This is a genomic window from Bacteroides sp. D20 (genome assembly GCF_003436255.1).
Taxonomy (GTDB): Bacteria; Bacteroidota; Bacteroidia; order Bacteroidales; family Bacteroidaceae; genus Bacteroides; species Bacteroides uniformis.
Genome location: NZ_QSOO01000021.1, coordinates 17,580 through 37,187 on the forward strand (window position 1 = coordinate 17,580; position 19,608 = coordinate 37,187).

Below are 19,608 nucleotides of genomic sequence, written 5' to 3' on the forward strand. Positions count from 1 at the left end.
GAGAAAACAATGGAAGAAATTCAATTTAACCACACCCTGCCCATACAACTACGCTTCAATGACGTCGACAAATTCGGCCATGTAAACAACACTGTTTACTTCTCTTTTTATGATTTAGGAAAAACGGAATATTTCGCTTCCGTATGCCCGGATGTAGATTGGGAAAAGGATGGTATCGTTGTCGTCCATATTGAAGCAAACTTCCTCGCACAGATTTATGGTTCGGACCATATCGCCGTGCAAACTGCCGTCACTGAGATAGGAACCAAAAGCTTCCACCTCGCCCAACGGGTCATTGATACGGAAACCCAAGAAGTAAAATGCGTATGTACCTCCGTCATGGTAGCCTTCGACCTCGCCAAACACGAGTCCAAGCCACTGGAAGAAAAATGGATTGAAGCAATCTGCAAATATGAGGGAAAAGATTTGAAGAAAAAGAAATAAAATCCTATATTTGTCAATTAAGCTAACATTTGTATAAGTAACAATCAGTTACATTTAGTCAACTGCTATGATTCGATTGATATTATTGACCGATTTTACAGAGTCCTTTTCGTACAATCTGCTAAAGGGGGTATTGGCCTATTCCAAAAGCCATGAGCCATGGGTAGTATGCCGTATGCCACCCTCCTACAAAAACAGTCATGGTATAGAAGGAGTCTTGAAATGGGCAAAGACATGGCATGCAGATGCAATCATCGGCAGATTTGACAATGATGACAACGTGGAGCTATTCCGTGAAAACGGAATTATCGCATTGGCCCAGGATTATAAATCAAGGTTCAGCAATATTCCAAACATCACCGGCGATTACCGCAAGACCGGCAGAATGGCAGCAGAGTTTTTTCTGAGTAAAGGCTTTCAGAACTTCGCATTCTATGGTTATCGCGATACGGTATGGTCACAAGAACGTTGCGAGGGTTTCTATGAATGTATAGCAGCCCAAGGGTTTGGAAACAATTTCTATTCTTATCAGGACCAATCCCTTGATGACTTATGGTTTTATGAAGCACCGCCCCTGCTCAACTGGTTAAAGTCATTGCCACAACCTACGGCACTCATGGCTTGCGATGACAATCAAGGTAACCGCATTACGGAAATCTGTAAAGTCAACAACATCAGAGTGCCCGACAAGATAGCAATATTAGGAGTCGACAATGATGAGATTATATGCAATCTTTCAGACCCTCCCCTATCCAGTATCAGCCAAAACATTGTAAGAGGCGGATTTGAGGCAGCTGCCCTCATAGAACATCTATTGAATGATGAGGAGGCCACTTATCAGGACGTAGTGCTCCAACCAGTTAATATAATCAACCGGCTTTCAACCGACTTCTATTCTACCACCGATGCCCATATCCAAACCGCTCTGAAATATATCCATCAGAATATAGCGGCTGATATCACCGTATCGGATATAGTGAAACAAGTACCATTATCACGCCGTTTATTGGAGATTCGTTTCAAGCAAGTCACTCAGCAATCCATCCACAAATACATCTTCAACCTTAGGATGGAACGTTTTGCCCAATTGCTGTTGGCCAGTGATGCTCCGATTGCAGATGTGGCGGAACAAGTCGGAATAAACAATCTGAAGAACTTGTCCCGCCAATTCAAAGCTTTGAAGAAAGTCTCTCCCAATGAATATCGGAAAGAGTACCAGACAAAGAGTTACCAGCGCTGATTTAATCCGGTACAAACAACATGGTATCAGGTAACACGGTTTCCAGAACATTCCGTCCCGAATACCCGACTTCCAATTCCTGGCCCATGTAATCTTCGAAATACAGCAGATGCAACTCGTGGTACCCTGCTTCGAGAGCGACTTTCCCTTCGGCACGGCGTCCGCTGTGTCCACCGTCGTTATCAACAATCAATTTACCGTCTATGTATAGTTTAGAACCATCATCGGAAAAAGTATAGAAACGGTATACTCCCCTTTCTGGAATTTTCACCAACGTACGGAAATCATAAGCAAAATGATCAGGGACGGCTACTTCTTCAATCGAGAAGTTCTTCATCACCCCTTCCTTCACTTTATTGCAGGCGGCAATATCGGCAACACGTTTACATTTGCCTTCATAATAGGTATATGCCACGCCCTGCTTCTTGGGAGAAGTTCCCGTAGCCGGCAAATAAGCCATACTCTGCTCCTCATCCGAATTCAGACCTGAAGGGTAATAGTAGGCAGCCTCCCTTCCCGAAGGAGTGGAAATCCATGTGTCAAATTTGAATTGGTCTTCGTACAGTTCAATGATACGGGCTCCTCTCGTCAACTCTCCATACGCATCCGCACCGGTCACCCGTCCGTATCCCAATGCAATACCTTTATCTATTCCTATAAAATCGTTATCATGGTCATGTCCTACAAATACTCCCATTACATCCCTCATGTCAAGGAAGGAAGCAAACATACCAGAATTGATATTAGCAGAGGCAACTCCACCTTCTTTGTCATTGCCATAAGTTTTCCCGTCACCTCTGATTTCGTTGTATTCAATCAGCGGAATATGGAAAAAGGCCAAAGCAGGAACGGGATTACCACCGTTCTTCTCTGCAAAGTGTTTACTTTGCTTTCTGTACCATTCTATTTGGTCGAAATGAATCCAGTCGTAAGCACCATAGATTTTATTAGGCTGATAGTCGTTGGAATCCATGCAATAGAGCAATGCCTCTACCTGGTCCTTCTTCTCCGGACTATAAATAGAAATCACACAATTACCACATCCCATAATATCTTCAGGGCCTTTTGCCCCCACATAGTAGGGAGACTTCAAGAGGAAATCATAGATTTCATTGCGCGTCAAGTATTCTGCATCATGGTTTCCCATCATCACCACAAAAGGCATCTTGGCTTCATTGAAAATATCCACTACACTTTTCCATCCATCCATAGCAGGGTCATCGGTCACCACATCCCCACTCAGTATAGCAATGTCCGGATGTTCGGCTGCCAGGACAGCACGGATAGTAGCTGCCGTTTCGGCACACTTTGCAGAACCCGGCATCCAGTGCAAATCTGTAAACTGTGCTACTACAAACCTGCCATCCTTAAAAAAGAATTGCTTCTGCGCAAAAGCCGTTACCGGCATACAGCCCAACAGTACAACTAAAAGAACAACTATTTTCTTCATAATTTCTTGAGATTAATATATTTCTATTTCATCTATTGCCAACTCACTCTGCAACCCTTCATGAAAATATCCTTTCGGGCACAAGCCACCACTCAATAATTCCAAGCGGACAAATGTAGCTTCCGTTTCGGCAAATGAAAGAGATGCCGGAAAACGGGTGCCTTCCGTCAAGCTAAAATCATAAGTCAGCCGTTTAGTGCCCACCGGAATAAAAGTCTGACCATCCATTGAAACAGAAACACTCATCGCCCTTGCCGGCCATATCTCATTTACCGGCCGCCATAAAGAAGAAAAGGCCACTTCCTTGACTTTTTGAGGTTTCTTCAGTTCCACTACAATCTGTACAGTATCCTGGTAGAAGCTAATCCAGCGACGCATGTCGCGGGCATAGCCACGTCGTCCATCAGTCAGCCCGAAGCCTTCATTCAGGTGTTCCCATCCTGCTGCAGGATTACAAGTATAGTCACATCCGGTTGCCTTGTTTACAGCAAAGCTCTTGCGGGTCACTTTCCCCAACGGCTTACCGTCTCTGTAAACTGCCGAATAAACAGTTGCATCCTCGTCCAACGGTATCGGAGTCTTATAAAGGGAAGATGAAGTGTTGACCGTTGAATCATTTACCGCATAGTAAATATCGGCATCCGGACAGAAGGTGTTCAAAGTCACCTCATAAGTCTGCTGCGACTTGTTCCACGCACCAGCCTGATTGACTTCATAGAAGTTGCGGCAAGCATTCACTCCGCAATAATCCAATCGTTCAAACTCCTTATCCAGCCTACGGGCAAACGACTCGAAGTCCTTATGTTCCGGCTGTGTCCATTGCACCTCTGACATAGCCAGCAAACGAGGGAAAGCCATATATTCAAAATACTCGGGAGTCTGTATGTACTCTCCCCAGATATTGGCTTGTACACCTATTATATAAGCTTGTTCTTCCGGAGTCAGTTCAGCAGGAAGCGGGTTATAATTGTACACCGTATCCAACGGAAGAAAACCGCCGATAGCCAACGGGGCAAATTCCGGACTTTCCTGGTAGTAATCCAAATAACACTTTTTGCCGGGTGTCATAATGACTTTATGCCGTTGGTGAGCCGCTTCGATACCTCCTTTTTCGCCACGCCATGACATGACGGTAGCATTAGGAGCAAGCCCTCCTTCCAGAATCTCATCCCACCCGATGATGTCACGCCCTTTACTGTTCACAAATTGCTCAATCCGATGGATAAACCAACTTTGCAGAGCTTCTTCGTTGGGCAGACCTTCCCACTTCATCAAATGCTGGCAATGGGCACACTTCTTCCATGCTTTCTTGGGACACTCATCTCCACCAATGTGGATATAATGGCTGGGGAAGAGTTCCATAACTTCGGTCAGCACATTTTGTAAGAATTCAAATGTATGCTCTTTGGGACAATAGACCTCATCAAAAACATCAAAATAATCACGCACCACATAAGTCTTTCCCAGTCCGCAAGAAAGTTCCGGATAGGAAGCCAGTGCTGCGGATGCATGTCCCGGCATTTCAATTTCGGGAATGACCGTAATGAAACGGTCGGATGCATACTTCACAATTTCCTTTATTTCTTCCTGCGTATAATAGCCTCTCTTTTCTTTTCCATCGTAACGCCGTGGAAAATAATAATCAGAGTGTCCTATCTGAGTCTGTTTACGATAAGAACCTATTTCAGTCAGTTTCGGGTATTTCTTTATTTCTACTCTCCATCCTTGGTCATCTGTCAGATGAAAATGGAATTTATTCAATTTATAGAATGCCATCAAATCAAGAAACTTCAGCACTTCCTCTTTTGGCAGAAAATTACGCCCTACATCCATCATAGCCCCACGATGAGGGAAACGGGGAGCATCCGTAATGCTGACAGCAGGAATCCTAATCTTTCCTTCGTATTTCCGGTCACCATCATAAATGGCTGCCGGCATGAGCTGCAGCAAAGACTGGACACCATAAAAAAATCCGACGGCAGTTTCATTGGAAGATATATTTATCCTATCGGAAGAAACCTCCAATGTATAGGCCTCATCGGGCAAGGAATTATCTATAGATAAGCAAATATCGGCCTTTCCCGTTTCCGAAATACCCTTCAGCGTTACAGAAGTGTTTTTCAACGCATCCTCCAAATAATGAAAAACTTTCATCGCGGCTTCCCCGGAAGGGACAGCCACTGTTTTTTCCCCTTGCAGGACATACACTCCCTGCATTGGAGCAAGTTCATTCGGCATGGGTATAATACCATAGTTTGCCGCTACATCATCAGCCACTCTCCCACAAGAGAGAAAAATGAATGACATAGCCAGTAACCAATATCTTATCTTCATAGTATTTGGGATAATAAGTTGGGATATTCCTTGATTGTATTCAGTATCAGTTCACCGAACAAAGTATTTGTCCAGGCAAACCAGGAACGAGTAAAGTCCGCGGCATCCTCCGAATGGAAAGACTCATGCATAAAGCCCGTCCCTCCATCCGTATCACGAAGTTGCTTCAGACAAGCACGTATTTCTTCGGAATCATCCGTTGTAAAAGCCTTCATAATGATGCTCATCGGCCAGATATAATTCAATCCCACATGAGGGCCTCCTACCCCTTCACCGGCTTTTCCTTTAAAGAAATAAGGATTATTGCCGCTCCATATCATTTTACGGGTATTCTGATAAATCGCATCTTTAAAAGAACAATAACCCAGATAAGGCGCAGCCAGCAAACTGGGTACATTGGCATCGTCCATACAAAGCGCGTTACCAAAACCGTCGACCTCAAAGGCATAAATACGTCCACAAACCGGATGATTGAAAGTACCATACCTACGGATAGCTGCATCCACTTCATCTGCCAATGTTATACATTCTCCGGAGAAGTCCTTGTTTCCATAAACTTTATCCTCTATCTCAGCCAATTGGCGCAATGACACAACCGCAAACATATTAGCAGGAATCAGAAAACCGTATTGTGTAGCATCATCTGACGGACGGAAAGAAGAAACGATTAAGCCGACCGGCTTTACCGGTGCTCCCCATCCGTTGTTAATCTGCGAATCTGTAGGGCGGTCGCAATCGCGCGTAAAGCTATAAGGTCCTAAGCCTTGTTTCCTCTGTTGCTCTTTAAAGGTCTTGACCACCAGCAGCATAGCTTTATGCCAATTTTCATCGAACACAGACGTGTCTTCCGTGTATTGCCAATAATGATAAGCCAGACGAATGGGATAGCACAAAGAATCTATCTCCCATTTGCGTTCATGCAGTTCCTTAACCATATGTTGTGTATGGTCGGTTTCCCAATAGCTGCCCAACGGCCCGTCGTTGAAGGCATTGGCATACGGGTCTATCAAGATACATTCAGTCTGTCTGTTGACAAGTCCTGCCACCATCAACTGCAAGTCCTTATCTTTCTTCATCAACGGCAGATAGGGCCATACTTGCGCTGAAGAGTCGCGCAGCCACATGGCATCTATATCACCTGTAATGACGAAAGTATCTGGTCTGCCATTCTTCACTCTATATCTGACAGTAGTGTCAAGCGTATTGGGAAAACAGTTCTCGAACATCCAACGCAACTTCTCGTCCTTTATTTTAGGCTTTGCTTCTTCAATAGCAGCATCTACTGCCTTCGAAATGAAGCTCCTTTTGCTTGCAGAAGGACGCAACGAAACATATCTCTGGTTGAAAGTCCCGGATGAAGATAATACGGAAGCGGGCTGAAAGGTCATTGCAGCCAAGGCAAGCCCGCCAGTCTTCAGAAATTGGCGTCTTGACATATTGTTTTTCATGATTGATTTCTTCTTTAATAGGTATGCTTACCGGATGTCACATTTATCTTTTTCTCTTTTCCACCATAGAGTACACACAGTTCAAAATCAATATTAGAATCTACTGTGATACGGGGTTCATCACTTGCAGAACGGCGTGCTTCAGCTTTTAAGGAGATAAGCCCTTCGGGACCAAAAGGATAGCGTTCTATGCCGTTAATCTCCGTCAAATTCATATCCCAGATAATCTGCTTTTTGGCATAATCTCCCCGAATACCGATAATAAATTCTATCAATTCAGCAATAGGAGGAAGTCCTGCCCAACCCACAAAATTATCCCTTGCCATAAATCCCGGCTCAGCACTTTCCGGAGCATAATATTCCCAAAAAGTTCCAGTCTTCTTATAGACCTCAAACACCTGGGCATAATGATTCAAACAAATCTCCCGTGCCAGTTTACCATAACCTTTCTGCACAAGGCCCTGCATCACCATGTAATTAGTTCCCGGCCATACGCCACCCTGCCAATAACGGCCATTCTCCTTGTACTTGGGATTATCGGCAGACAAAGAAGGAATACGGTGTTTCCGGTTGAATGTGGCAGGATTATCCAATTCCTTCACCATACGGTCCAACTGTACAGAATCCAATACATCAGTAAACAGAGCCCAATAGGCACCTATTCCCTTAGTTGTACAGAGCGTACCGTCAGCATACTGGTCATAAAGGAAACCGGTCTTTTCATCCCAAAGATTGTCATGGATATATTTTCCCAGCATTTTGGCTTCGTCTTCAAACTCTTCTATCTCTTGCCAACGTTCCAGATAAAAGCCCATCTCAAGTAGTAAATTGGCAGTAAATAATTGCTGTAGGTTTGTATCTAACCAAATCATATGCCCGTGACTGTAGATAGGGCTGTATTCCGACGGAACACGGGGCATATTATCCATGCCGGTCCCCCATCCGCTTGACCAGTAGGTTCCATTTCTCCAAGTATGGTTCAATTTCAACCACTTATAATAAGCACAAAGTACCGGAAATATCTTGTGCAGGCGTTCCGTATCACCAAACTGATGGAAATAGACCATCTCACACCAAGGCATCAAATTCGGTCCGGTACTCACCGGATCATAGCGTTCAAAGCAATCGGCACCATCCGCCTTTATTTCACGGCAAATGAAACCGTCGGGATGCTGCTTGGCGTAAAAGTTGTTCAGCGTATTCTGGAAAGGAAAGAAACGGGTACCATAGCGGGCAAACATCAGAATGAAAGAGGAATCCCACATAAAGATATTACCATTATAAGCTGTATCCAAATAGCTTGAGACAAAACCCGAGCCTGCTTGAGGAGCACGAATATTGCCGATAGCTATTTCCCATGCCTTCCAATACATTTCAAGTTCCTTGTCATGTCCACCCCAAATGGGATTGGGAAGAATCTGCCGAGCTTCTTCGAAGCTTTTCGGCACAATCGTCTCAGGTTTTGCCACACGATACTCATTTTCAGTGACCAGCGGTTCCTTTACATATGTATTTTTATAAGGCAAATGATACTTTTCATCATTGCCACAGCTCTGAGCTTTCAGCAAAGGGAGAGTGGAAAAAGAAAGCAAGCTTACCAATAAAATGTGTTTCAACATAGGAAATAGTTATTTTTTAAATTACAAATTGAGCAGTTTTTTTATCTTGTCAAAGATAGCAGTATTTTCAAAAATCCCTGTAAACTCCTCTGCACCGGGACCAAAAGCATACACTGGTACCATTACACCGCTATGACCACCGGTAGAGAACTTACATACGATTCTGCCTTCTGCCAAATCTCCATCAACCAACGTAAGTCCACCAGTCTCATGGTCTGCAGTAACTACTACCAATGTTTCTCCATCCTTGGCAGCCCATTCATAAATGGCACCGATAGTACGGTCAAAGTCATGTGTTTCCTGCATCAGCAAATCAATGTCATTGAAGTGTCCGTAGTCATCCAGCTGCGAACCTTCTATCATCATAAAGAAACCGTTTTTATTTTGGTCCAGCAATTCGATACCTTTCAATGAAGCACGTGCCAAAAGGTCGCCACGTTCAGCAGGAAGAGGAGTATCGACGGGATAAGGTACGGCAAATACCTTACCACTCTTTATGCCAGCCAATTCATCCCAACTGCGAGGAGTCTGAAATCCTTTATCGCGTAGTTCCTTAAACAAGTCACGTCCATCTTCACGGTTTTCGAAAAGCTTGGCACCTCCACCGAATACATAATCGGCACTGCAATTAACGTAATCTGCTACGATTTCAGCTTCCGCATCCCTATCCTTGTTATGGCAACAAAAATCAGCAGGAGTGGCATCCCACAGACGGCAAGTCACCGCTATACCGGTCGATTTACCTTTAGCAGCAGCCAGGTCTACCAATGATTTCAAAGGACGTCCTTCGGTATCTACACCCACAGAATGATAGTTTGTCTTCTGCCCCGTAGCTATGGCTGTTCCACCCGCTCCCGAGTCTGTAATCAGCTTGTTGGCACAATAGGTTTTAGACAAACCCACTACCTGGCAGTTATCCAAAAACAACTTGCCTCGATTGGCTGTCCAGGCAGAATATACGTGCATAAGACTCATGCCATCACCAATCATCAAGATGACATTCTTTATCTTCTTGCCCTGGGGAGGGGTAATCTTTGTCACCTCATAAGGTTGGTCCAAAACATAGGTCTGTTCTTTATCACGGCGGCTTTGTGCCGATAACTCTACCGGCAGTAGCAAGACTGCCAAGAGCATAACGATACATATTCTTAATATCTTAGTCATAATTATTGTTTTATTATTCAACCGTTACTAAAATAGGGGCATGGTCGGAGAGGAAAGCATTATTCTCTGTTTCAGCCAATACACCATACCTCAAAACTTTCAGTCCATTACGTACAAAAACGTAATCAATCAGCGGACGTTTATCGTAAGGAATCTTTCCGAAATCATGGAAACTCCATGCCGGACCATAAACAATTGCCGATGCCTGGCGTGCATCTGTCAAGTGTTCCGGATTGGAAGGGTCAGTCACGTGTTTGATGACATCCGATTCCGGACTAGCATTAAAGTCGCCCGTTACTACTACGGGTAAGTTACCACTCAACTCATTTACTTTATCCAGCATAAGGCTTATACCTTCACGACGTGCAGCAACACCTACATGATCCAAGTGGGTATTCAATGCGAAGAACTCCTTGCCACTTACTTTATCTTGCAGTTTTGCCCATGAAGCGATACGCTCACAAGCTCCATCCCAGCCCTTGGAACCGGCAACTTCAGGAGTCTCGCTCAACCAGAAATAGCCAGAATCCAGCAAGTTGAAACGATCTTTCTTATACCAGAGTGCACTATATTCACCCTTTTCCTTTCCATCTTCACGACCTACACCGATGACTCCGTATTCCGGCAATCGTTGTTTAAGGTCTTCCAACTGATTATGAAGTACTTCTTGCGTACCCAATATATCCACATCATAAAAACGGATGGCATTTGCCGCGCGGTCTTTACGGTATTGCCAGTTGTCCAAGCTATCTTCCGGATTGTCATAGCGAATATTGAAACTCATGACATTAACGGGCTCTGGTGCAGGCGCCTGCTGCTTCACCTGTCCGCATGATGCAGCGAACAAAGGTAAAAATAACAAAAATAACTTTCTCATAGCATATATATTAAACTATTATTTCACAAATAAAGCCGATGCAGGGATGGGTGCCAACTTCTCGGCAGAAGGCAGTTTCCAAGCCCAGCTCAAATACTCACCTTCATAATCTTCAAAGTAATAGAGCTTGTAAGGATGAAAACCTTTCTTCAGCGCGACCATTCCGGTAGCAGGAATTGCAGCATGGGAAGCATCATTATTGACTACCTGCTCATCGTGAATGTACAAGACACTGCCATCGTCCGAACGGGTCTGGAAAGTATAGACCCCATCTTCGGGAACATTTATCAATCCAGAAAAGATATAACCGAAATGATCCTCCTGCTTAGCACCCTTAATAGAAGGTTCGGGCATGACACCAGACTCCAGCAACGGTGACTTTTCTACATCAGCCACTTTCTGGTAAGTGCCTTCAAAGTACTTATAAGATGTACCATTCTGAGTAGGATTTACAGAAAGAGCAGCCTTTAATTCAGCTTTCGTTGCCGATATGGATAATGTTCTGCTTGAGCGGAGACCTTCCTTGAATCCTTTGGCTTTTATTAAAGTGGTCTTGTCCAGTTCAAAAGGCTGCTCGTACAATGCCGACTGCTCTGTGGGCTCGCTGCCATCCAATGTATATCTGATTTCGGCATCCTTGGTTGTTGTGGCCAATGCAACCGTTACCTTATCCATAAACAAGTTCAAATCCTTATCCACATAGGGAATGGAAACGACTTCATCTTTAGTATAGGAATAAGGGGATGCTTCAGAGGAAACACCTCTCTCCATATTCGGCTTATCGGACAAAGTAAAACGAAGTTCTCCACCTTCCATCAACTGTGCATAAGTAATAAAATTTACATCTATCGGTTGTCCGTTCAATTCTACTTTTGTGATATAGACATTCTTCTTCGGATTGTTGGCAAGGATGGTCAAAGTCTTTCTATTTGCCAGGTTGACAACCGCTTTCTCAAATAGAGGAGTAGTCAGTGCAAATTCATTGCTTCCCGGACAAACTGAATAAATACCCAAGCTGGATAATATATACCAACCGGACATCTGTCCACAATCTTCATTACCAATGATTCCTTCAGGCGTAGGAGCGTACATTTCATGGAGCAGACGGCGTGTCATTTCCTGCGTCTTCCAAGGCTGTCCGACGTAATCGTACAGATAGGCGATATGATGGCTCGGCTCATTGCCATGAACATATTGACCTATCAGTCCGGTAATATCCACTAAATCGCCATGTACATCCGACTCTACTGTAAAGATAGAATCGAGTGCGGTAATAAACTCTTTCTTACCACCAAACAGTTGTGCCATACCGCTTACATCGTGAGGTACAAAGAAACGATACTGCCAGGCTGTGGCTTCCGTATAGGCACGACCTATCTCAATAGGATTGAAGGGAGTTTCCCAGTTCCCATCCATCCGCTTGGGGCGGAAGAATTTTGTATTACCATCAAAAACATTGATATAGTTCTGGGAACGTTGAATATACTTTTGATAAATATCATCCTTACCCATTTCCTGAGCCATACGTGCAATACACCAGTCATCATAGGCAAACTCCAGCAAACAAGAGATGGACTCTTTCTTTATATTAGAAGGAATAAAGCCATTCTGAATATAGTAATCAGCTCCCTTTTTGTTCTTTTCAGAAGAAACTACCATAGCTTCCAACGCCTTTTCCGCGTCAAATCCTCTAATACCCTTCATATAAGCATCTGCTATAACGGACACTGCATGATAACCAATCATAGTTCCCGTCTCTCCGGCAGAAAGCGGCCAGATAGGAAGTTCACCCGAAGATTCGTAAATGTCCAGAAAGGAATTTATCATATTATTGACCAAAGTTGTATCAATCAAAGTCATCAACGGATTCCATGCACGGAAAGTATCCCAAAGCGAAAATGTAGAATATTGCACTTTGCCTTTTGGCAATTGCCCAATTTCCATATTATGACGGCGGTACTCACCATTGACATCACTCACGACATTGGGTACAACCATAGAATGATACATGGCTGTATAGAAATTCTTCAAGTCGTCCGTATTGCCGCCTTTTACCGTAATAGCAGAGAGAGCTTGTTCCCAAGCGGAACGGGCAGCACTACGCACGGCATCAAAATCGAAACCTATCACCTCGGTTTCCAAATTCTCACGTGCATTCTTTTCACTGACAATGGATAATCCAACTTTGGCTATAACCGGCTCTCCATTACTATTATCGAAGGACAAGCAAGCCTGCAAATCGGTACCGTTCAACTTAACTCCTGCAGAAACCATCTTTTTATTCTGTATAAAGTCTATGGCCTGAAAAGGTTTCGAGAACTGGGCTACAAAATAAACGTACTGATTGTCCGTCCATCCCCTGGTTCTGCGCATACCTGTTATTTCGTTGGCGGCAGTCTGTTCAAGTTCAGCCTCATAAATATATTCGTTATCAAGCAAATGAGTCAAATCTATAATAATAGATGCTTCTTTGCCGGAAGAAAACGTATAGCGGTGCATACCGGCGTGTGCCGTTACCGTCAATTCAGCTTTTATTCCTTCTTCTTTCAGAACAACCGAATAATATCCGGCAGAAGCATCTTCGTCTTTATGGGAAAAAGCCGCTGGCTGGTAAATGCTTTCCGTAGTCAAATCCGGTTTCAGCGTAGTAGGACGAAACAGTATATCCCCAAGATCAATGCATCCGGTCCCACTTAAATGTGTGTGTGAAAAACCTTTTAGAGTCGTATCATTATAATGATACCCCGAACAAGCATCCCAGTTTCCGGCACGCGTGTCAGGACTTAACTGTACCGCCCCGAACGGAACGGTTGCCCCCGGATAAGTATGCCCATGAAAGCCGGTACCTATAAAAGGGTCTACATAGTCTACGGGAGATAGTTCACCGGATGTACAAGAGCAGCAAGCCCAAAAGGCAGTAGTTGCACATATAAGAGTTTTTAATTTCATCAGACTGTATATTTGAAGAGCGCTGCAGACTGTCGGGAATGCCGTCTCTCCGTATATTAAAATGATTTTATGAATAGCCTTTGCAAATGAAAGAAAAAGAAGAAATATCTGCAAGGATCAATACCCGAAAATACCAACCCCTGCAGATTAGACCAATGGCAATGAGGTCTTTTTTTATATTTTATCTCTTTCAGAGAAAATATCAATCATAATGAGGATTCTGTTTTAATTTACCATCAGATTTGGTAATCTGAACCGAAGGATAAGGGAATACGATCATGTAATCCTGATAAGCAATCTTATCCGTATAATCCTCATACTCACCTACAACGAATGTGGAAGCAGGGTCCTGGCGGTTGGCATAATGACGTACGCGCGGACGGGCATTCAATTCGGCAGCAGCCAAAGCCTTTATTTCAGTATTGCCTGAGCGATACCAGCGTTTCAAATCATATAAATGGTCTGTAAACTCAAATGCCAATTCACAACGGCGTTCATGATATAGGTCAGCCATAGTAGCAGTGCCCGTCAATAATGCAACATTGGCACGTTTACGAATGCGATTCAAATCAGCCGTAGCCAAGTCCGCTTTATTAGTCATCAAATAAGCTTCCGCACGGAAAAGTAACATTTCTGCAAAACGGATAACCGGAAAATTAATACGTACCGTCGGCCAGTCTCCGTTTGTATTGATATACCCCTTATTGGCTGCATCTTCATACTTAAAGGGATCCATGTATTTATTAATCATAAAACCGGATTCAATATCCGAGCTTGAATAAAAAGCACGGGATTCACCCAAGAATTGAAATTCCTGACCATACTCTAAAACCGTACGAACCAAACGGTCATTACCAGCTCCGTCTTTCAACATCTCTTCGTAAATATCATAAGACGGCTTGTTCTGTCCCCAGCCATTATATTGTCCCCAGCCTTTGTTCTCAAGGACAACTCCCGGAAACTCCGAACCGCCACCTTGAGAGCCACCATTTCCAGGAATAGTCCAAATATACTCTTTATTCCACCATTTAGAGAAATCAGAAGAGAACAACTCTTCATAAGTACCGGCTAAATCACGTCCGTAAGCAGTTTCCAGTTCATTGACCATACTGATTACATTTCCCCATTGTGTAGCATCCCAAGTTGCCCAATAAGCATAAACTTTAGCTTTAAAAGCTACTGCAGCCGCATCGTGCGCGCGTCCTCTATCATTATCTCCATACTCTTCAAAACGGGGCAAATACTCTATTGCCTTGTCCATATCCGAGATAATCAATTTATAATTATCGATGACCGAAGCTTGCTGAGGAGGAATAGAATTGTCATAGCCACCTTCAAAATCTTCATAACGGACAAAAGGTACCCCTTGTGTATCAAGACCGTAACGATAAGCAATCAAGAAATGAGCCCATCCACGAGTGAAGTAAGCTTCACCGAGACTTCTCTTTTCAATATCACTCAAAGTGGTGCTTTTCCCTTTCTTAAGCAACTCTTGTATTACCCAGTTGGAACGTGCCATCACTTTGTACATAGTATCAAAAATAGTACGCAAAGGGGATTCGTCTCCTGTATATTTCAATGTAGCAAGTGTTGGAAAATCACGGGTCTTTCCCCACACAACGTCGCACGCGGCACCTTGTTCCCAAAACAGTTCGCGTCCATATACAGCTTCCTGATGAAATCTTTCATACAATGCATCTACAGCATCAATAGCCTGCAGGTCATTGGTAAAATAAGTCGTTGTAGTAGCATCTCCCTCTGGTTGCACATCAAGGAAGTCACTGCAAGAACTCATAAGCAATGTGGCAGACATCGCAAAAAATAATATATTTTTTTTCATAATCATTCTTCTCTATTAATTATTAGTAAGTCAATTTTACACCAACAGATAATACGCGAGATACCGGATATTTCAAAGCATCCCAGCCACCACATTCAGGATCCATACCAGAATATCCAGTGATAGTAGCAAGATTTTCACCACTGAAGTACACAGACAAACGGCTGTTACGGTCATTCAAATGAGACCACTTGCGGAATACATCGCTTAAATCATAAGAAAGGGTTACATTCTTCAAACGCAGATAAGAAGCATTCTCCAAATACCAATCAGATGCAGTCGTAAAGTTTCCATTCGGGTCATTCTTTGACAAACGAGGAATATCAGAACCGGTATTTGTAGGACTCCAAGCATTCAATATCCCGCTGGAACGGTTAAAGTTTCCTTCTACATCACTCAACAGCATATACTTTCCTACATATAAAGCTTTTGCTCCACCTACTCCCTGGAACATGGCACTGAAAGAAAGTTTTTTCCACGTCATTCCCAATGTAAAGGCAAAAGTCGTCTTCGGAGTCGCACTACCCATATACTGACGGTCTGCATCCGTAATTTTACCATCGCCATTATGATCCACAAACTTCAAGTCACCAGCCTTGGCATTCGGCTGAATACCTACCCACTCTTTTTCACCATTATCATTGGTCACATATGTTCCATGTTTAGCATTCCACTCGGCAACTTCTGCATCACTTTGGAACAAACCATCTGTCTTAATCAAGTAGAAGGAATTCAGAGGTTCCCCTTCCGTACTCTGCATCATATAAGGGATGCTACGGAACCTTTTATCATTAGGCCACAAACCCGGATTGCCATCCGCATCCTTCACACCTATATCTGATACCCAGTTCTTTAAATACGAGAAGTTACCCGATACGAAATAAGAAAGGTTTTTGTTAATCTTATCGCTCCAATTAGCTTGAATCTCAAAGCCACGGTTACGCACTTCACCTTGATTGATTAACATGGCATCGAGTCCCATAGTAGAAGGCCACCCCATTGATTGTGTCTGAATCAAATTGAAAGTACGTTTATCAAAATAGTCTAATGATACCGACAAACGGTTTTTAAACATCTCAACATCCAAGCCCAAGTCAGTCTGTTCTGAAGTTTCCCAGGTCAAATCAGGATTTAACGCAGAGCCGTTGTAAATCAAAGTATTCCAGATATTATTTGCCTCAGGACCATATTGTGCTTGTTCTGTCCACGAGCTTTTCTTCAACAAAGCAGACTTATAATTAAGCCCTATAGAGCTCAAATTACCTACACGCCCCCAAGAAGCACGCAATTTCAGCAAACTGATAAAATCACTCTTCTTAAAGAATTTTTCATTAGATATTTTCCATCCAAGGGTCACTGCAGGGAAATCACCATAGTTATTTTCCTTAGGCAAACGTCCAGCATAATCACGACGCCAAGATGCAGTAGCAAAATAACGGTCATTATAAGAATAAGCCAAACGGGCAATCAACGACACATTGGCATCAGGTCCAGTCAAATAGTCAGATGCTGTCACTGATCCTGCATACGCCATGTATTGTAAAAATTCCGATTCATCCGCAAAATCCTTACCCGTCACTTCCAGTCCACGCGTTTCAGAATGATCTGCCGTAGTCGAGAACAAGGCACCAACCGTATGTTCACCGAATGTCTTATCATAAGTCAGGGTATTTTCCGTCTTCCAAGCATCTCTACGGTAAGTAGTTTCTTGAAGATTATTCGACAAAGCCGGTTTACCTACTTCATCACGAATAGGATTGAACTTCTTGTAATGATTAGTCTTCATATTATAAGTAAAACGACTCGTAAACTTCAATCCAGGAAGTACATTAGCTATCTCCAAGCTGGTAGTGCTCCATATGTCACTTATCTTGTCATACAAATTCTCTGCTTCCAATAGACGTACCGGATTTACAGCATCCCCGTGGATATCAGAGAAATTCGAACCATATTTTTCAATATAGGCAGGATCTTCCGTAGTCACACCACCATAACTTCCGTCCAACGGATTATAGACAGTGGCACTTGCCGGCATGTAGATAGCCGAAAGGATAGGTCCTGTATAAGCATCGTTATCCGTAGCTTTGGAACGTTGGGTAGTGTTCTGCCATACAAAATCCTCACTGACGCTCACCCACTTGTTCAGCTGCATTTTACCATTATAACGTAATGTAAGATTCTTCTTGAAAGTATTAATCAAAACACCTTCATCATTATCGTAAGCAAAAGATATACGATTTGAAAAATTATCAGAACCTACATTCAACGCTACGTTATGACGTTGGTAGAAGGCAGTGCGGAAAATCTCATCCATCCAATCAGTACGAGTCGTACCTATCCATGGATTTTTGGTAACATCCCAACCGACTGGAAGCGAAAGTCCTGCATTTTGATGAGATATCTTACGCATCTCAATCTGCTGCTCCGCATTCAGTGGTTCTATCAAATTGGTAGCCTGACGAATACCAAAAGTGCCGTCATAAGTCAACGAAGGAGCACCTTGTTTCGCTTTTTTGGTAGTTACCAACACAACACCACCTGCACCAGACTGTGCGCCATAGATAGCAGCAGAAGCAGCATCCTTCAAAACAACGATACTTTCAATATCATTCATGGATGAGATAGGTGCACCGGGAACACCGTCCACAACCCAAAGTACATTGTCTCCATCTTGTGAGCCTTGACCACGAATCACAATGTTAGGAGAAGAAGTTGGGTCGCCACCATCGGCCGTAATGGTAACACCTGCCAGCTGTCCCTGCAGCATGCCTTCGGTAGAAGTTACCGGGCGAGCAGCCAATTCTTCAGTATTACTTACTACACCCACTGAAGCAGACAAGTCCTGCTTACGTGTATTCGCACCATACCCTAATACAACAACCTCATCCAGAAGTTCTGTATCCTCTTTAAGCACAATTACCATTTGTTTTTCTGCCACTGGTACTTCCTGAGTCACATAGCCGACAAAACTGATTACCAATACGCCGTTTTTATCGGCCGAAACATTAAAGTTTCCGTCAACGTCCGTAATCACTCCATTAGTCGTCCCCTTTACTAACACATTGGCACCAATCACAGGTTCGCCAGTCTGATCCTTTACTGTTCCTTTCACAGAAATCTGCTGTGCATAAGCACCTGCCGACAAGAACAGTCCCAACAATAGGGTCAGAATCGTTCGATAGATTCTAAGATTTACTTGTTTCATGCATTCAAAATTTAAAGTTTATAATATAGAAAATTATAATTCCGCCACAAAGGTCAGAAAGCAGAATTACATAGTTATTACAAAAGGAACAATTCCCTAACAGTCCTTATTTATGCGTAAAATAATATAACTGCAAAATATTTATTATTTTCAATCAAACCGTATAGGGATTATTACTCAAGAAGAGCGGCAGCACCCAATAAACTGGAATCCTTTTGATGCGAAGCCACCACACTCACATTATCCGATATAATCTTGTAGGGAAAACTTTGCATTGTTTGTTCCATAGCATTTTTAAAGAAAGGAAAAGCCGATACAATACCGCCTCCTAAAACAATAGCCTGGGGAGCATAGGCAAAAAGAATTGCCTTTATAAGATTACCCAAATGCCTCCCAAACTCTTTCCAAATCTCCAATGCAGCTTGTTCTCCTTGCTGGGCTTTTTCAGCTACTACCGCACCGGTAGTGCCATAACGTTTAAACAAGAAACTACTGCAATAATGTTCAAAATCAGAGTCCAAATAAGGAAATGAGCCTATCTCACCGGCTCCCATATATTGCCCACCATACAAACGACGGCCAATGACAACGCCAGCTCCAATTCCGGTCCCAATAGTAACGCCTACCATGTTGGTATAAGATTTTCCTTCGCCGTATAGGCTCTCCCCCAAAGTGAAACAGTTGGAATCATTATTAATGGCAACTGCCACCTTGAATTCGTTCTCCAAAATCTCCTTCAAGTGTATTTCTTTCCAAGAAGATATATTTGCTACATTATATACAATTCCTTTCTCCGGATCAACAATTGAAGGGACACCGATACCGATACCATCTACCTGCTCATTCATCATATTCCGAATAAGCTGGGAAAGCTGGTTTAGCACAGTAGAAGCATCTTGCTGAGCTAAACATGGAACCGACACTTTATTCAAGCAGTTCCCTTTTTCCACTTGGGCTATTCGAATATTGGTTCCTCCTAAATCTATTGACAGTTTCATAGTATATAACATTAAGGTGTTCAACATGTGCAAAATTAAG

12 protein-coding genes are annotated in these 19,608 nt (G+C 43.2%); 2 read left to right on the forward strand and 10 right to left on the reverse strand.

All coding sequences use genetic code 11. From position 1 onward, the window contains the following. The first annotated feature begins 9 nt into the window (after nucleotides 1-9). Both DXD78_RS18180 and DXD78_RS18185 read left to right on the forward strand, forming a co-directional pair. The gene (locus DXD78_RS18180) at nucleotides 10-444 is read left to right on the forward strand and encodes a thioesterase family protein (RefSeq protein WP_005830048.1); all 435 of its coding nucleotides are present in this window, start codon (nucleotides 10-12) and stop codon (nucleotides 442-444) included. Nucleotides 445-511: 67 nt separating this feature from the next. Then, nucleotides 512-1,684: a DNA-binding transcriptional regulator gene (locus tag DXD78_RS18185; RefSeq protein ID WP_005830046.1), complete on the forward strand. Its 1,173-nt coding sequence runs from the start codon at nucleotides 512-514 to the stop codon at nucleotides 1,682-1,684. 1 nt (nucleotide 1,685) lies between these two features. Here DXD78_RS18185 and DXD78_RS18190 read toward each other — a convergent pair whose 3' ends face one another. The 10 genes from DXD78_RS18190 to DXD78_RS18235 all read right to left on the reverse strand — a co-directional run bounded on the left by DXD78_RS18190 (nucleotide 1,686) and on the right by DXD78_RS18235 (nucleotide 19,568). Then, nucleotides 1,686-3,134, reverse strand: a complete 1,449-nt coding sequence (locus DXD78_RS18190) for a PA14 domain-containing protein (protein WP_005830044.1) — start codon at nucleotides 3,132-3,134, stop codon at nucleotides 1,686-1,688. 12 nt (nucleotides 3,135-3,146) lie between these two features. Further along, the gene (locus tag DXD78_RS18195; protein WP_005830042.1) at nucleotides 3,147-5,468 is read right to left on the reverse strand and encodes a glycoside hydrolase family 20 protein; all 2,322 of its coding nucleotides are present in this window, start codon (nucleotides 5,466-5,468) and stop codon (nucleotides 3,147-3,149) included. Then, on the reverse strand, nucleotides 5,465-6,916 hold the full coding sequence (locus DXD78_RS18200; RefSeq protein WP_005830040.1) for a glycoside hydrolase family 125 protein: 1,452 nt from the start codon (nucleotides 6,914-6,916) through the stop codon (nucleotides 5,465-5,467). The genes DXD78_RS18195 and DXD78_RS18200 overlap by 4 nt, the downstream gene beginning before the upstream one ends. Nucleotides 6,917-6,930: 14 nt before the next feature. Then, on the reverse strand, nucleotides 6,931-8,535 hold the full coding sequence (locus DXD78_RS18205) for a trehalase family glycosidase (protein WP_005830037.1): 1,605 nt from the start codon (nucleotides 8,533-8,535) through the stop codon (nucleotides 6,931-6,933). 21 nt (nucleotides 8,536-8,556) lie between these two features. Beyond that, entirely contained in the window at nucleotides 8,557-9,699 is a 1,143-nt protein-coding gene (locus tag DXD78_RS18210) for an alkaline phosphatase (RefSeq protein ID WP_008664179.1), read from the reverse strand. Between the two features lie 13 nt (nucleotides 9,700-9,712). Beyond that, nucleotides 9,713-10,576: an endonuclease/exonuclease/phosphatase family protein gene (locus tag DXD78_RS18215; RefSeq protein WP_005830032.1), complete on the reverse strand. Its 864-nt coding sequence runs from the start codon at nucleotides 10,574-10,576 to the stop codon at nucleotides 9,713-9,715. Nucleotides 10,577-10,594: 18 nt separating this feature from the next. Then, nucleotides 10,595-13,525 carry a GH92 family glycosyl hydrolase gene (locus DXD78_RS18220; RefSeq protein ID WP_008664181.1) on the reverse strand — a complete coding sequence of 977 codons (2,931 nt, stop codon included), beginning with the start codon at nucleotides 13,523-13,525 and terminating at the stop codon, nucleotides 10,595-10,597. A gap of 202 nt (nucleotides 13,526-13,727) precedes the next feature. Beyond that, nucleotides 13,728-15,365 (reverse strand): RagB/SusD family nutrient uptake outer membrane protein, encoded by a 1,638-nt coding sequence (locus DXD78_RS18225; RefSeq protein ID WP_005833325.1) that lies wholly within the window; start codon nucleotides 15,363-15,365, stop codon nucleotides 13,728-13,730. A gap of 22 nt (nucleotides 15,366-15,387) precedes the next feature. After that, nucleotides 15,388-18,570, reverse strand: coding sequence for a TonB-dependent receptor (locus tag DXD78_RS18230; protein ID WP_005830023.1), 3,183 nt, complete (start codon nucleotides 18,568-18,570; stop codon nucleotides 15,388-15,390). A 173-nt stretch (nucleotides 18,571-18,743) separates the two neighbouring features. After that, nucleotides 18,744-19,568 (reverse strand): ROK family protein, encoded by an 825-nt coding sequence (locus tag DXD78_RS18235; RefSeq protein WP_005833328.1) that lies wholly within the window; start codon nucleotides 19,566-19,568, stop codon nucleotides 18,744-18,746. Nucleotides 19,569-19,608 lie beyond the last annotated feature (40 nt).